This window comes from Leifsonia sp. ZF2019 (assembly GCF_019924635.1).
Taxonomy (GTDB): Bacteria; Actinomycetota; Actinomycetes; order Actinomycetales; family Microbacteriaceae; genus Leifsonia.
Map to the genome: position 1 here is coordinate 56,199 of NZ_CP065038.1, position 14,238 is coordinate 70,436.

The 14,238-nt window shown below is 65.1% G+C and carries 16 protein-coding genes, 4 tRNA genes and 1 pseudogene; 12 read left to right on the forward strand and 9 right to left on the reverse strand.

Translation table 11 applies throughout. The annotated features are described in order from the left end of the window. Nucleotide 1: 1 nt before the first annotated feature. From IT072_RS20920 to IT072_RS20970, 11 genes and pseudogenes are all read left to right on the forward strand, one after another. Nucleotides 2-640, forward strand: a complete 639-nt coding sequence (locus tag IT072_RS20920) for a hypothetical protein (RefSeq protein WP_223361043.1) — start codon at nt 2-4, stop codon at nt 638-640. Next, complete coding sequence (locus IT072_RS20925) at nt 637-1,533, forward strand: FHA domain-containing protein (protein ID WP_223361044.1); 897 nt, start codon at nt 637-639, stop codon at nt 1,531-1,533. Before IT072_RS20920 ends, IT072_RS20925 begins: the two co-directional genes overlap by 4 nt. Further along, the gene (locus IT072_RS20930) at nt 1,530-3,791 is read left to right on the forward strand and encodes a DNA topoisomerase (protein ID WP_223361045.1); all 2,262 of its coding nucleotides are present in this window, start codon (nt 1,530-1,532) and stop codon (nt 3,789-3,791) included. The genes IT072_RS20925 and IT072_RS20930 overlap by 4 nt, the downstream gene beginning before the upstream one ends. Nucleotides 3,792-3,846: 55 nt before the next feature. Further along, entirely contained in the window at nt 3,847-4,851 is a 1,005-nt protein-coding gene (locus IT072_RS20935) for a DUF3801 domain-containing protein (protein ID WP_223361046.1), read from the forward strand. Nucleotides 4,852-4,855: 4 nt separating this feature from the next. Then, complete coding sequence (locus IT072_RS20940) at nt 4,856-6,550, forward strand: VirD4-like conjugal transfer protein, CD1115 family (RefSeq protein WP_223361047.1); 1,695 nt, start codon at nt 4,856-4,858, stop codon at nt 6,548-6,550. Nucleotides 6,551-6,589: 39 nt separating this feature from the next. Continuing rightward, nucleotides 6,590-6,671, forward strand: a tRNA-Leu gene (locus IT072_RS20945). Between the two features lie 5 nt (nt 6,672-6,676). Beyond that, a tRNA-Ser gene (locus IT072_RS20950) sits at nt 6,677-6,761 on the forward strand. Between the two features lie 11 nt (nt 6,762-6,772). Beyond that, a tRNA-Ile gene (locus IT072_RS20955) sits at nt 6,773-6,846 on the forward strand. Nucleotides 6,847-6,971: 125 nt separating this feature from the next. Next, nucleotides 6,972-7,043 (forward strand) — tRNA-Gln (locus tag IT072_RS20960). A gap of 129 nt (nt 7,044-7,172) precedes the next feature. Continuing rightward, nucleotides 7,173-7,334: pseudogene (locus IT072_RS20965) on the forward strand (DUF4158 domain-containing protein); the annotation flags it as partial. Beyond that, on the forward strand, nt 7,297-7,980 hold the full coding sequence (locus tag IT072_RS20970) for a recombinase family protein (RefSeq protein WP_223361048.1): 684 nt from the start codon (nt 7,297-7,299) through the stop codon (nt 7,978-7,980). The pseudogene IT072_RS20965 and the gene IT072_RS20970, both read left to right, overlap by 38 nt. On the opposite strand, the gene IT072_RS20975 is transcribed toward IT072_RS20970, so the two are convergent. The 6 genes from IT072_RS20975 to IT072_RS21000 all read right to left on the reverse strand — a co-directional run bounded on the left by IT072_RS20975 (nt 7,901) and on the right by IT072_RS21000 (nt 12,341). Then, nucleotides 7,901-8,533, reverse strand: coding sequence for a hypothetical protein (locus IT072_RS20975; protein WP_223361049.1), 633 nt, complete (start codon nt 8,531-8,533; stop codon nt 7,901-7,903). The genes IT072_RS20970 and IT072_RS20975 overlap by 80 nt on opposite strands. Nucleotides 8,534-8,542: 9 nt before the next feature. Next, nucleotides 8,543-9,133 carry a hypothetical protein gene (locus IT072_RS20980; protein ID WP_223361050.1) on the reverse strand — a complete coding sequence of 197 codons (591 nt, stop codon included), beginning with the start codon at nt 9,131-9,133 and terminating at the stop codon, nt 8,543-8,545. Between the two features lie 2 nt (nt 9,134-9,135). After that, a complete protein-coding gene (locus IT072_RS20985) occupies nt 9,136-9,678 on the reverse strand; it encodes a hypothetical protein (RefSeq protein ID WP_223361051.1) in 543 nt (180 codons plus the stop codon). A 175-nt stretch (nt 9,679-9,853) separates the two neighbouring features. Further along, nucleotides 9,854-11,467, reverse strand: a complete 1,614-nt coding sequence (locus IT072_RS20990) for a relaxase/mobilization nuclease domain-containing protein (RefSeq protein WP_223361052.1) — start codon at nt 11,465-11,467, stop codon at nt 9,854-9,856. Further along, the gene (locus IT072_RS20995; protein ID WP_223361053.1) at nt 11,467-11,988 is read right to left on the reverse strand and encodes a relaxase/mobilization nuclease domain-containing protein; all 522 of its coding nucleotides are present in this window, start codon (nt 11,986-11,988) and stop codon (nt 11,467-11,469) included. Before IT072_RS20995 ends, IT072_RS20990 begins: the two co-directional genes overlap by 1 nt. After that, a complete protein-coding gene (locus IT072_RS21000) occupies nt 11,988-12,341 on the reverse strand; it encodes a MobC family plasmid mobilization relaxosome protein (protein ID WP_223361054.1) in 354 nt (117 codons plus the stop codon). The genes IT072_RS20995 and IT072_RS21000 overlap by 1 nt, the downstream gene beginning before the upstream one ends. A gap of 258 nt (nt 12,342-12,599) precedes the next feature. Between IT072_RS21000 and IT072_RS21005 the strand changes: the two genes are divergently transcribed. Continuing rightward, on the forward strand, nt 12,600-12,920 hold the full coding sequence (locus IT072_RS21005; RefSeq protein ID WP_223361055.1) for a hypothetical protein: 321 nt from the start codon (nt 12,600-12,602) through the stop codon (nt 12,918-12,920). Between the two features lie 41 nt (nt 12,921-12,961). Here IT072_RS21005 and IT072_RS21010 read toward each other — a convergent pair whose 3' ends face one another. The 3 genes from IT072_RS21010 to IT072_RS21020 are packed head-to-tail and all read right to left on the reverse strand — an operon-like array spanning nt 12,962 to nt 14,238. Continuing rightward, the gene (locus tag IT072_RS21010) at nt 12,962-13,162 is read right to left on the reverse strand and encodes a hypothetical protein (protein WP_223361056.1); all 201 of its coding nucleotides are present in this window, start codon (nt 13,160-13,162) and stop codon (nt 12,962-12,964) included. A 55-nt stretch (nt 13,163-13,217) separates the two neighbouring features. Next, entirely contained in the window at nt 13,218-14,009 is a 792-nt protein-coding gene (locus IT072_RS21015) for a Fic/DOC family protein (RefSeq protein ID WP_223361057.1), read from the reverse strand. Beyond that, entirely contained in the window at nt 13,996-14,238 is a 243-nt protein-coding gene (locus IT072_RS21020) for an antitoxin VbhA family protein (RefSeq protein WP_223361058.1), read from the reverse strand. The genes IT072_RS21015 and IT072_RS21020 overlap by 14 nt, the downstream gene beginning before the upstream one ends.

Consider the following 14,238-nt stretch of genomic DNA (forward strand, 5'->3'; position numbering starts at 1 on the left):
CGTGGTCAACAAGAAGAAACTCGCCCTCATCCTTGGCATCATCCTCACCGTGGTGCTCGCGCTGGTGCTGGTCATCGTCCTGGCCGCAACAACTGGCACGACAGCGCACATCTCCAAGCCCCACGAGTCCACCGCGGCGCCATCAGCAAGCGCATCGTCGACGCCCGGCTCTGGGGCCACGGAAGGGTCGTACGCGGATGTGGAGGCGTTCACCGAGCAGCTGGCCGAGCATGCCCGGTCGGCGGCGTCGGCCGCCAACGCCTGGTCAAAAGCCGCGCCAGACCAGAACCGAGTGAACCAGTACCTGCGATCGCACATCAGCCCCGCGACTGCCTCCACGTTCACGCCGGTTTGGGCGGAAATCTTCGCTGCCGCCAAGACTGCGGAAGTCACAACGTCCCTCGTTGGTGACCCGGCGATCAGCAAGGTCACCGGCACGAGTGGGCACCACACGTTCCTCGTGGGCGTGCCGGTGAACTATCAGGCCACCTGGCTCCGCCAGGACGGCACCACGGGCTACCAGGCACCCACCCGCGCTACGTGGTGGGTCACGGTCGATGAGGCAACCGGTCTCATCACCGCGATCGCTCAACCGGCGCCGGACGATCTGCAGATCCGGATCGGAGGTGCAGACCAGTGACGCAGATCTACGCCACCACCGAACGCGATGGGTCGGCGATTATGACGATCGACGGCTCCCGCCGCAAAGTCATCGGAGAGGACCTCGACGACGCACGCCGCAAGGTGCTCGGCATCGTGCGTGAGCACGCCGCAACAACCGACACGGTGGCAGCGTTCACGTCGAACGACCCCGACGGGACCTGGTCGATGCTCGTCCACCCGGATGGTCACGTCCAAGAAAACGGCAGACACGACACGGCAACGTCCATGCCAGCGACGGATGACCTCGCTGATCTGTTCGACACACGGGACGTCGCCCCGGCCGCCGTCGACGACAGCGAAGCCGCTCCCACCTTCGTCGCGCCCGTATTGCTGAAGCCGCCTGTCGTCGCGCCGACGCTGCCGGTCCTCAGAACACTGCCGGAGCCAACCACAGACACTGTCGATGGCCCAGGAGAGGAAGATCCGTTCTTCGAGCTGGAGCGCACGATGATCCGGCCGCGGAAGACGCCGCCGCGCGGGCCAGAGCTCCGATTGAGTAGCGGACTCACCATCACCCTTGAGGAGACGGTGGTGATCGGCCGGCGCCCGCACGCCCTCGCCGAGGACGGCAGTGCACGCCAGATGAGTATCGACAGCGACCGGGAGATGTCTCGAACGCACGCCGTATTCGGTCGCACCAGCATGGGCGAGGTGTGGGTGTTGGACTGCGGATCCTCCAACGGAACCTGGGTGCTCGACGCGAACGGGCAACGTGTCGCGGAGCTGGAACCGCAGATCCGCTACCGCCTGCGCCCGAGCGACGTGCTGGAGATCGGCAACGTGCAGATCACTCTCCACCCCGACCCCGCGGCCGACGATCTGCGCGACCTCCCAACCCACAATCCCATCAACGAAATGAGTTCACGATGACTGTTCTCCTTGTGGCAGAAAAGCCGTCCGCCGCCCGGAACATGGCCGTCGCTCTCGGTGGGATGGCTGGTGTCTTCCACGGAACCGCCTACGAGATCATCGCCCTCCGTGGACACCTCTACGAGTTCGCGGAGCCGCACGAGCAGGTGCCGGCGGACCTGGTCGAGAAGTACAAGACGTGGGACCTGGCGTCTCTGCCGTGGGACCCCGCCAAGCTGGCGTGGCGTCGACGGCCGTCGACGGCGTCCGGTGTGGCGGAGATCCTCGCCAACCTGAAAGCGAAAGCGGCCACTGCGGCGGAGGTCGTGTGCGCGACCGACGTCGACCCGTCGGGGGAGGGCGGGCTGTTGTTCGCCGAACCGATGCTCGAGCTCGGCATCATCCCGGCCAAGCTGACCCGCATGTACTTCACGGACGAGGCGCCGGCCTCGATCCAGAACGCATTCCTCGAGCGGCGCGCGATCGCCGGTGGCATCCACCACTTCGACGAGTACAAGAAGGCGGACACCCGGGCCAGGTTCGATTATCTGACGCAGCAGTTCACCCGGGTCGCTTCGCTGAGCGCGGGGCAGGGGGCCGTGCTGCGGGAGGGCCGGCTGAAGTCGGCGATGTTGCTGATGGTGGGGGAGCAGCTGAAAGCGCACACCGAGTGGGTGAAGAAGCCTTTCTTCCAGAACCGGTTCCGGGACGAGAACGGGGTCCTTTACACCGACCCGGACGAGCCCACCTTCCCGGCACCTGGCCAGGTGCCGGCCACTTACGCGCCGTCGACGGTGGTCGTCGACGAGCGCACCATGAAGCGGGTGCCGCCGCCCCGGCTGTTGGACCTCGCCGCGCTCAGCTCCCGCCTGTCCGGCAAAGGGGTTAAGGCGGATACGGTGCTCGCCACCTATCAGCGGATGTACGAGGACCAGGTGGTCTCTTACCCGCGCACCGAGGACAAGACGATCACCGGGGAGCAGTTCGCCGAACTGCTGCCGCTGGTCGACCGGATCGCGGCTGTCGCCGGCGTCGACTCGGCGTCGCTTGTGCGCCGGGATCCGCGGCCGACGCACGTGAAGGATGCCGGCGCGCACGGCGCCAACCGCCCGGGGCTGAAGGTGCCGAACTCGATGGCGGACGTCGAAGCGAGGTACGGCGAGACGGGCGCGTTGATCTACGGCGAGCTCGCCCGCTCGTTCCTGGCGATGTTCGCTGGCGACTACGTCTACGAGTCCCAAGCTGGGCACCTGCAGGAGCATCCCACGTTCACCGGAACCGCTGCGGTGCCGAAGGAGGCCGGCTGGAAGCACGTGTTCCTTGAGGACCCTGACGACGAGCAGGCGGACGATGAGCCGAACACTACAGGGCTTGGGACCCGTGCGGAGTCGTTCGTGTACGAGGGGGTGAACAAGCGGCCCGAGCACCCGTCGATGAAGTGGCTGATGAAGCAGCTGGAGAAGCGCGACGTCGGCACCGGCGCTACCCGCACCTCCACGTACGCGGAGGTGACCCGGGAGGAGTCCGAGAAGAACAAGTGGCCGCTGATGGCCGAGACGCGCGGGAAGGTGACGTTGACGACGTTCGGCGACATGGGGTACCGGCTCCTGCCCGGGACACGGATCGGGGATCTGCGTCTGACCGAGCATGTCTACGCCGAGATGCGTGGTGTTGCCGCCGGTACCCGCATCGTCGACCAGGTCCTCGCCGTCGTCGCCGGCTGGGTAGCTGAGGACATCCAAACGATGAAGCGCAACGCGGAGACGATGCGCGCGGACCTCGGCCTGAGCGTGGTCCAGCCGCGCGAAACCGTGGAAGGTGTCTGGGGCGGTCGGGCCGTCCGGTTCGGGCGGGTGTGGAGCGGACACCGGTTCACCGACCAGGAGTGCGCGGCGCTCCTAGCGGGCGAGGAGATCTCCTTCACCGCGATCTCCGCGAAGAAGAAAGCCGCCGGCGCCGCCGACCCAACCTTCCCTGTCCGGGGCCGTCTGACCGAGAAGAAGTACCAGGGCGCCCTCCGAGTGATGTTCGAACCCGACTACGGGGAAAAAGACGCCGATAGCACCGCCGTTCCGCCTGACGCATGGTGCGGTCACCGGTTCACCGAGCAGGAGAAGCAGACGCTCCTCACCGGTGGGGCGGTCACTGCGAGCGACTTCGTCAGCCAGAAGAACACCACCTTCTCCGCATCCGTCCGGTTCGGGCGTGAGGGCGGGCGAATGCGGATCATCCCGGATTTCGGCAGCAAGCCGAAAGGCCGGGCGCGCGGAAGGAGATGAGTCAGGCAACGGGCATGGTCACCACAGGTTTTCGAACGAGAGAAGGGATTGAGGGATGGATCTGATTGACAAGGTGGGTTCAGAGGCCCAGCAGTTGGCGTCGCAGACGCTGCGGTTGGGGGTGAGCACGGTGGGCCGGTTCGTGAAGCTGAGCGTGCGCCTGGGCGTGGGGACCGGGCAGCAAAGCCTCCGCGCGATCGGCGGCCTGCTCGCTGCGGCGAAGGACGCGGCCGCGGCCAAGCGGGAAGAGGGTCAGGTCGGGTTGCGGCAGTTCACCCGCCTGGCGGACAGCAAACGCGAGGTCGTCGGCATCAAAGACAGCGACGTCGCCCGCCAGCTCGCCCGCGAGCTGCGCCGGCACGGAGTCCTGTTCAGCATCGAGGCACACCAGGACGGCACCCGCTCCTTCCATGTCCAGGGCAAAGACGCCGCCCTGATCGAGCACGCCCTGACCGTCGCATCGACCCGCGTCGACGAGAAGCTCGCATCCCGTGACACGTCCAAGACGATCGCGGAAGAGACGAAACCGGGCGAGCGGACCCTGTCTCTGACGGCCGAACAACGCGACACTCTCGGCCAGGAGATCAGGAGCGCCGGTCTCGACGACCTTGCGAATCAGGTGGAGCGGGATTCGGCGATCACTCTGAGTCGAGAGAACGTGACCGCGCTCGACCGGGCCTTCACCGAGAAGGGATGGCAGGTGTCGTCCCTGGAGGAGGCGCCGGAGCAGCTGCGCGAGGTGGTGATCGCCGTCGACGAGGAGCGCGTCAGCTTCGAGTCGCAGACGCTCGACGAGACGCCATCCCTCGAGCGGGCGGCGATCCTCCCCGACAAGGCCGCACCCGCCGAGACGGTGCCGCAGCCGCAGGAGACGACGCAGACCGCCACAGTGACCGAGCGGACGACGACCAAACAGTCCGATCCGCAGATGAGCAAGAGGGACGCGACTCGCAAACGGGTCGGCGACCGTATCGAGGCAACGGTCGCGACCAAGAAGAAGGAGCTCACGCCGACCACCGTCATCAGTCGTGAGCGTCCGCAGAACCTCGGGAGGAAGTAGACCGATGAAGGGATACACCCCGGGCCGGATCATCGCCGCCGCCGTGGGGGCGCTGATCGCGTTCTACGTCGTCGACCGGATCGTCGGCTACGTGACCGGCGCCCTCAGCTCACAGGCCGCCGGAAAGGATGTGCTGGCGCAGCTGGCAGCCAACCCGCTGCTCCCGTTCGGAAACCCGCTGCAACTGGACACAAGTTTGCCGGCGTTGCTATCTGGTGCGACCGCGGCCGCCGCTGTCGTCCTCGCGGTCATCTACCGGGTCAGTGGCAGGCAGACCACCCGCCCCGGTGAAGAGCAAGGCTCAGCCGAGTGGGGGACACGTCTGCCGCGCCGGTTCCGTGGCACCGGCGCGGGGCAGCAACTCCGGTTCACCCAGACCGAGGCGATGTCCACCGACACCCATCAAACCAAACGCAACCTCAACGTCCTCGTGCTGGGCGCGTCCGGATCTCGGAAGACCCGCTCCTATGTGATGCCGAACCTGCGCACCCTGGAAGCCTCCACCGCGACCACCGACCCCAAGGGCGAGATCATCCGGGAGATCCGCCCTACCCTGGAAGCCCGCGGCATCGCCGTCCGGACGTTGAACCTGATCGACCTGGGCGCCAGCGGCAAGTTCAACCCGCTGCGCTACGTCAGCCCCGACGAACCAGAGACCGGGCTCGCGCAGCTCACCGAAACGATCATCGCGAACACGACGGGGGAGAAGGAGGGCGGTGGTGACGGGTTCTGGGAACGCGCCGAGCGCGCCCTGCTGACCGCTCTCACCGCCTACGTGTGGGCCACAACCGCGCAAACCGACACCACCGAACCGAACCTGCCCGGTGTCCTCGACCTGCAGAAGGGGATGCAAGGCAGCGAGGAGAACAAGGACGCGATGACCAGCGAAACCGATCTCCGGTTCCAGGCCGCCCGAGAGATCGTCACTGAATGGCACAGCAACCCGAACCCGGACGATGACCCGGCCGTGATTAAGGTGCTCGACTTCGCCTGCCGGCAGTACCGCATCTACGAACAGGGCCCCGCCGAAACCCGGATGAGCGTCGTCATCTCCCTCGGTGTGCGGCTGGCGCCGCTGGACATGCACGACGTCCGAAACATCCTCACCACCGACGACCTCGCCATCGACAAGATCGGGTACGAGCGCACCGCGCTGTTCCTGCAGATCCCGGACACCCACCGCACATTCAAGTTCATCTCTGCCATGTTCTGGCAGACCCTCTTCAGCCTCACCGTCTACCAAGCCGACCACGAAGAAACCGGGCACCTGCCCGAGCTGCTGCACATGTTCCTCGACGAGTTCGCGAACATCGGCAAGATCCCCGCCTTCGAACAAGTCATGGCCACGATCCGCTCTCGCGGGATCAGCGCCAGCATCATCATGCAGTCCCGATCCCAAGGCAAGACCCTCTTCGGTGACGCGTGGGCGGGCGTGGAGAACAACTGCGACACCAAACTCTTCCTCGGAGGCGACGAGGAAGAAACGACCAAGTGGGTGTCCGGGCTGCTCGGCTACCAGACGATCGTCACCCCGGAGATCTCCGAAAGCCGCGGCTCGCACGGCTCCTGGTCCAAGTCGATGCGGGTCACCAAACGTGAGCTGATGATGCCCGACGAAATCGGCCGCCTCCCCGATGATGAAGCGATCTTGAAGATCCGCGGCATGAGCCCGTTCCGGTCGAAGAAGCTCGCCATCTGACCGTTCGCCCATGCGAGACTGCTACTCTCGAGAACTGTTGCGGTCGTGGCGGAACTGGCAGACGCGGGGCACTTAAACTGCTCTCCCTCCGGGGGTGCGGGTTCGATTCCCGCCGACCGCACCCCAGGTGAGTTGTCCGAGCGGCCTAAGGAGCCAGTCTTGAAAACTGGTGAACAGCAATATTCCCTGAGTTCGAATCCCAGACCCACCGCGGCAAGACCTGGGGTGGTAGCTCAGCCGGTCAGAGCAGCGGACTCATAATCCGTCGGTCGCGGGTTCAAACCCCGCCCACCCCACAACCGAACATGTGAAGAAAACCCAGCCCGGGTGTAGCTCAGCTTGGCGAGAGCGCCCGCTTTGGGAGCGGAAAGTTGCAGGTTCACACCCTGCCACCCCAACCACCGGCAGAACGTCGGCACAATCCGCCTTGGTGTAACGGCAGCACGACAGCCTTTGGAGCTGTGAGGCCCAGGTTCGAATCCTGGAGGCGGAGCACAACACACAGACCATCAACCCGCCCGCCGCAGACCGGGGTTTTGGTAGTAACGGCGTGAAATTGAACGCTAAGGCCGACCGAGCGGAGCTGGGGCGCTTCTGGTTTCAATAGCGTTGCGCTGTGCCGGTGGAACTTCTTAGCGATGAACAGGCGGCTGGGCTTGCGTGTTTTGCTGGGGCACCGTCTCAGTCGGACCTGGAGAGGTACTTCTACCTGGACGACGATGATCGTGCGTTGATCACTGTTCGGCGTGGTGATCACAATCGTCTGGGGTTCGCGGTTCAGCCTGGGACGGTTCGCTTCCTGGAGTGCGTTCTTGGTGATCCGTTGGATGTTCCCGGTGCTGTTCGATTACGTCGCCGCTCTCCTGCGCGCCGGCGTCGACGCCGACAACCTTTATGCCGACATCGCCAGCGGCTCCCGCGCCACCCGTCCGGAACTGGACAGAGCCCTCGCCTCAGCGAACCGCGTTGGCGACCAACTCGTGATCACACGGCTGGATCGGCTCGGCAGATCGGTCCTGCATCTCGTTACTCTTGGCGCCACCCTGCAGCAACGAGGTGTGGGGTTACGGGTGCTCGAGCAGGGTATCGACGCCGGCAGACCTGAAGGGCGTGCCATGTTCGGCATGCTCTCCGTCCTGGCTGAGTTTCAACGTGAACTCATCATCGCCAACACCCGCGACGGCCTCGCCGCCGCTCGCGCACGCGGCCGCACCGGCGGCCGGCGACCGCGACTCACGCCCGCCCAAGCATCTCTCGCCCAACAGCTCTACGACGGTCACTGGGACCGCCGAGGGGCCGGGCGGCCGCGGAAGGCGGCTCGGCCCTCGGCGGTGTGCTGGTCGCTGGCGCCTACCGGTCTTCTGTCGCAGGAACGGTCTGAGCGTGGGCGGGGAGGGCCTCAAGGTGAGGTGTGGCGAGTATCTCGTTGATGGCCGTATTGGTGCCACCGATGTAGGCGCTGCGGGCGTAGATGTCTGCCCCAACAGCCCAGGCGCGGTCGCGGGGGCGCCAGTTCGTGGGCCGACGGCCGTAGCGAGCATCGGCGCCCGCAGTGACTGGGCCGGTGAAGAGTGCCAGGCTGTCTCGATGACCCGACTGGATCAAGGGAGCGTTGCTAAGGGTGCGGGTTTCCGCGTATCCGGTCCAGAGCAGGAACGCGCATTCGTCAGGCGTGGTGGTGTAGCCGACAAGGATTCGCGCGAGCTCTGCGGCGACGTGCGGGTGAAGGTCGCCCATGACCGGTTCGTCCAAATACGGGTCGGCGTGAAGATCGGCCCACTGAGTATCTGCGGTGATGGCTGCCGCGGCCGTGCTGACCTTGGCCCAGCTGCGCGTGCTCATCCCGGGGGGCGCGATCGGATCAACGGCGGGGTTGAAGACACGAACGTAGGCGTCATACGTGCCGACGAGCTCGCTGACGTTTCCCTCGAAGGACACGCTAGCGAAGGCCTCGTGGGCCCAGGATGGTTCAGCGGTCGGCATTTGGTACCTTCATCGGTCTGGGATGAGTCGCACACCCCAGGAGGCGGAGTCCAGGGCGAGTCCGGGGTCTGAGGGGCTGTCGCCCCAGTATCCGACGTGCACGACGATGATCTTGGTACCTGCCGGCAGGGAAGGGTGTAACGACAGTGTGGTCGTGGTTCGGCTGATGTGGCAGGGGTCTTGGGGTTCCGTGCAATCGATTTGATGTTCGTCGGCGCTGTTGGGGATCCCGTTGGCGTCGAGTGACGTGAATGCTGCGATCACGAGCTGCGAGGGGCGGACCGGGCTTCCCAGAGTGATTGTCGGGTTGGTGGCGGTTGAGGGGATGTGTTGAAGTTTGACGTCATCCTGGTTGGGAGCGGCCAGAAACTTCTTGGGCTTTCCGTTGATGATCCAGTCGTAGCTGGCTGGTGAGATCTCGTGGCCTGAGACGGTGAGGGTGGGTACGGCCGTAGGTGGCGGTTCCATTTTGGTTAGGGGCTTGTCTGTTTGGGACGACGGGGACGGGGATGCGGTGCACCCGCAGAAGGTGGTGGCAGCGACGATCGCTGCCGCCACCCCGAAGCCCGTCCTGGCGTGGCGAGCCTGCGTGATCTGCATCGTTAGCAGCTGAACCGGTTCTCGGACCCGCTGGTCTCGGCGTTGTACGTCCCGGACGCTTCCCGCGAGTAATGGGTGGAGATGCCGCGGTAGTTCTGGCTTCCCCAGCCGCCGCAACTCCAATGTGGGTGTGCGTCCTGGGAATTGTTGGAGTTCGCGCGACTCGAGCTATCCGTGTTCATGGTCTCCCAATAGAGCCATCCCTGCTTCTGAAGAGATGTCGTGACTCCGAGAGCCGAGACGATACCGCGACTGCAGGTGGTTCGGCCATGCACCGATGCTTCCCGGTTGCTCCAGTGCGCGTTGTCGGTCTTGCCGGCACAGCCCGCGGGGCTGAACGCAGCTTTGGAGCCGCCCGACACGGTTAGTGGCAGGTCCGGCATCGCAGGCACGCCGGTCTCGGTCGCCGTTGGCACCGGGGCGACGGGCAGTGGCCCCGGGTCCGCGGGTGCGGGTTCGGCCGCCAGCGCGGGAGTGCCCACCGCGATAACTATGGCGAGACCGATCGAGGAAGAGAGGCTAACAATCTTTGCAAAACGGTTCATCGTTGAGTCCTTTCGCGGACGGCGCCTCGGCCGCCCTGATGGGGCTCTACGTTTCCGGTCAGCGCACCAAGAGAACTTGCGGTGGCCGAGGGGATGCGCAAAATTCACCCTAGGTTGGGTTGCGATGGCTGCCGTAGCACTTCACTCCGTGACCGAGCTCTGCCCGCGCGGCCTCCTAGCGGCCTCGGCCGCGGTCGCGATTGCCGGAATCGTTCTGCTGCTGGCGACGCTTGAGCTCCGCCAGCTGGACGTCCAAACGCTCCTGCAGAGTCATGGGCTTCTTGGTCGGCTCAGAGGAACCATCGCGCTCCGTAGGACCGCGATCTGGTGCAGGCGATGCCGGCCCCGGCTCCTCGACGGATTGCAGTTCGGCTCGCGTGGCAGGCTCCTCGATGTGCGTCGCCGCAGCAGGGTCCGCGGACAGTTGAGTGAGGGCTCGAAGGTCCGTGCCGACTGTGTTGATGTCGCGTTCGATGATCCGAAGCTGTGCCTGTACGGCGCGTAGGTCGGTCGGGTCACTCGTCGGGTCGGCTACGAGCTCTGCGGCCGCGACCAGCGTGGTCTGGTAGGCGAGCTGCTGCTCCTGAAGGTGCTCTCTCGCCTTCTCGACGGCCGCGATGGCGTCGAACATGTAGGGGTTTATCCAGCGTGCCTTCGCGTTCACCCGGTCCTGGAGCTCGCGCAGTTCGCTCATCGCGGCGCCCCAGCCGGCGAACATCGACCCGTCGACCTGCTTCCGCTTCGCGCCGGTGAGAGCCGCCTGCAGGTCCGGCTCGGAGAAGTATTGATACAGGCCCTGCGTGCTGACCGTGCGTGCGATGTTGCCCGCCTTATCCGCTAGGCGATGCTGCTCCGCGGCAGGGACGTAGATCCGCAGCGCACGGCCGTGGCGCACGACTTGTCGTTTCGCGACGGTCATCTGCAGCTCGCGTTTGGTGCCGGGGACGGTGACCGTGAGGGTGTCGCGGGATTCCTTGACGATCATGGACGCGTCGACACCGACCATGTTGACCACGCTCTTGGACATGCGGGTCATGATCGACTGCTCCGTGTAGGCGGCACCGAGGCGGAAGTCGCGCACGGGTCTGCCCATCGAGATCTCCCGGAACGAGAGGGTCCCGTTGCGGCCTCCGCGCACGCTTGTCTCGATGCCGGCACGGCCCAAGATGCCCTCGAACTCGCGCCAGCTCGTCGCTCTTGCGGCCGCCTTGTCGATCTCGCAGCGCAGGAGTTCCTTGGCGCTCTCGCCCTTCAAAGCCCGGTACAGCTCAGCGAACGAACGGCCGGTCGCCGGGGTCTTCAGCGGCGGGAGAACGCTCAGGCCTTCGGCTTTGCAGAGGTCATCGGAGAGGTCGCGGATCTTTCCGATCGTGTACTTGTCTGTGTGGAACTTGCGTCCGGTCTCAGAGTTCACCGCGTTGAAGATGATGTGGTTATGAACATGGCCCTTGTCCAGATGGGTCGCGATCATGTATTCGTGTTCACCGCCGGTGATCTGCTCCGCCAGCTGCACACCCAGGCGATGCGCGAGCTCCGTGGTCATCTCCTCACCCGGCGCGAACGACTGAATGACATGGTGAGCCAGCACCGAACCCTGCCGCGGCGCGGTGATACCTACCCGCTCGACCGTTGCGGCGAACCGATTGGCGACGGCTTTGAAGTTCGACGGGTCAATCACGGCGGCGTTCGTCGACACCCACAAGCCGTCATTGGTCGCGTCAGGACGCGAGATGTACGCCAGCGCCTTCACAACCGTGGACTTGATCTGCCCCATCTTCACGACAGCCATCAGAGCGCCACCCCCGATGAGGAACCGTCTGCCCGCCGGGAAAGTACGGGCAGACCTTCCGCCTCGTACAGCTCATCCGAGACCGTCCGAATCAGGCCGATGGTGCCACGGCCGACGCGAAATCGACGCCCAGATTCAAAACTTACCGGGTTGAAAATGATGTGGTTACAGACCGGGGAAGCTGCCACGTGCGTCGCCACCACGTACTCGTGCTCCCCACCTGTAACCCGCTCGGCCAACTGCACACCGACCCGGTGAACAACCTCCAACGGAACAGGCACGGCCGGATCAAAAGACTGGATGAGGTGATGTGCCGCCACGGAATTAGTTCGTGGCCGCGTGACCCCGACGCTCTGCACAGTCTCTCCGAACTGTTGAACAATCGCAGCGATGTTTGACGGATCGATCACCGCGGCATTCACCGAAATCCACAGCCCGCCGCCAGTGAGCTGCGGGTCACTCGCACGCTCCAACGCTTTGGCCAGGCCCCTCTTGATCTGCCACATCTTGATCACCGGCATCAGGTCTGCCCCTCAACAACGGAACCCGCAGCGGACTCGATCAGCCCTTGGATCTGATCCAGCAACTTCTTCACGGCCCGCATCTCCTGGAACGTGACCTGATCCTCAGCATTCACATGCCGAGCGATCTGATTCACGTTGTTCCCGATCCTGGAAAGCTCCACCTTCAACAACTCCGGATCGAACGCGATCCGCTGAACAACGATCTCGTTGTCCAACACCGCGCGGCGAGCGAACTCCTCAAACGACCGAGTGTTCGTCAAACCCATCCGCCGATCAACCGCGATCCACTCCACCTCCGAGAACGACAACGCCTTGCGCACCGGCCGCGACCGATTCGGCTTGCCGTCCACGAAACCTCCTACCGGGATTGGGCTGGAAGCCCATATAGCACTACAGACGGCGTAAGCCTGGATGCGGAGTCTGGCTACCAGACTCAATGCTTGCTACCCTCCGTGAGTCGATCTTAGACCACAATTCCCAACCGCTAGGGTTGGGAAGAGCACCGGCTCCGCCGGTGCAGCCTTTGACAGGAGAGAGTGAGCCCTCGGTACCGAGTTCGGCTCACCAGATACCGCGACGGGGGACCGGTCGCGGGGGATGAGGGGACGATGAGCACCGATCACGTCATCGACGAACTGCTGCGCCAGGACGAGGCCGAACTCCGCGCCAAGCGGAAGCGACTGAAGGCGTTCGCGACTGCGCTCGAGGACGCCCGCCGCGCGAACGACGCAGTCCACCAGGCGGCCGCCGAACTGATGGACGCCGGCGACATGAGCCGAGCTGATCTCGTTCGAGTGTTCGAGCTCACGGCGACGGAGCGGGGGCTCCTCGCGACCCGCAAGGGCACGCCGACTGCCGGTGCGGAGACCGTCGTCGACGAGCGTGAGGCGACACAGCCCGACACCGAAAGCGTGTATGCGGCTGCGTAGCGATCACGCAGCTTCCCTCGTCGCCCTATAGGGGCGTGCTGTCAGGTACGAACGCCGAAGTAGAACGCGCGCATCCCGCGCGCGATCGCCACCACGCACCAGAACACCACTCGGACGAGTCCGAACGTGATCCACACCGCCACACGCAGAACGAGCCCGAATGCGCCCAGCCCCAGGCGAAGCACGAGGCCGACGACGGCGATCACGATCGCGACCAGGACCGGGATCACGACGGCGAACATGCACACGCCTCCTCCCGGCCCACGACCTGTCGGATCAGAGTGATGTGCTGGCCCGTCATCGTGCCGGTCCGGTCCGCGGCGGACGCCGCTCCTCAGCTCCACCGCCGACGGCCTCTTCGCCCTCGATCCTGTGATCGATTCGTGCCGCCACATCGCGACGGGAACGCTCGCGATGCTCATCCGTCGACGCGCCCATCGACAGCCGGCCCAGCTCCTGCGCCGGCCATCCGGGATGCGTGGTGCGCCCCACGGGGATAGGTTCTGCGATGCTTTCGAACATCACCCGCAACGGGCCGAAGTCGCGCTCCTCGGCCGCGGCACGGCAGGCCGCGTCGTTCGTTCGTCCCTGCACGGTTTGCCAGTCCAGCTGCCAACCAGCGTCGCGGGCGACACGGTTCCAGAACACCCGCTGCGTGCGGCCGTTGCCCTCACGGAACGGATGGATGTAGTTGACGCTGTCGTAGTGATACGCCAGCCGCTCGATGAACTGCGCACGCTCCATTTGGCGGAGCAGACCATCCGCGCGCAACTCGCCCACGGCGAAGTCGGCGGCGCGCTCGATCATCGACACCGGCAGGAACGGTTCACCGTCCGGCTTACGAATATCCACCGTGCGCAGTTGGCCGGCCCACGCATACACGTCGCCGAACAAACGGCGATGGATCTCGCGGAGCTCGGTCAGGTCATTCGACGCCGCCTGCGGCTTATCCATCAGCTGCATCGCACGGGCAACGGTCAGCGCACCCTCGGCGGCGTTCAACGCTTCTCGCGTGGTCGCACCGACGAGGTTTCGGAGAATGCCGGTCTGCGGGTCGAGGTAGGGATCTACGAAATCAGCGGAGTCCATACCGGGCCCGCGCGCGCTCGACGAGCTCGTCCGAGTCGATCCGCCCCGCGATGTAGTCCTCCGTATCGGCACGAGTGTAGACGTCGACGCTGACACCCTCCATCTCGCCGGAGTGAATCGCCTCCTCAACGAGACGACGCCGCTCGACTTCCCCCGACACAGTCAGTCGTGAAAATGCCATCCGAACGCTCCCCTCCACTCCGAACTGCAACGACGAATCCATCGCCAT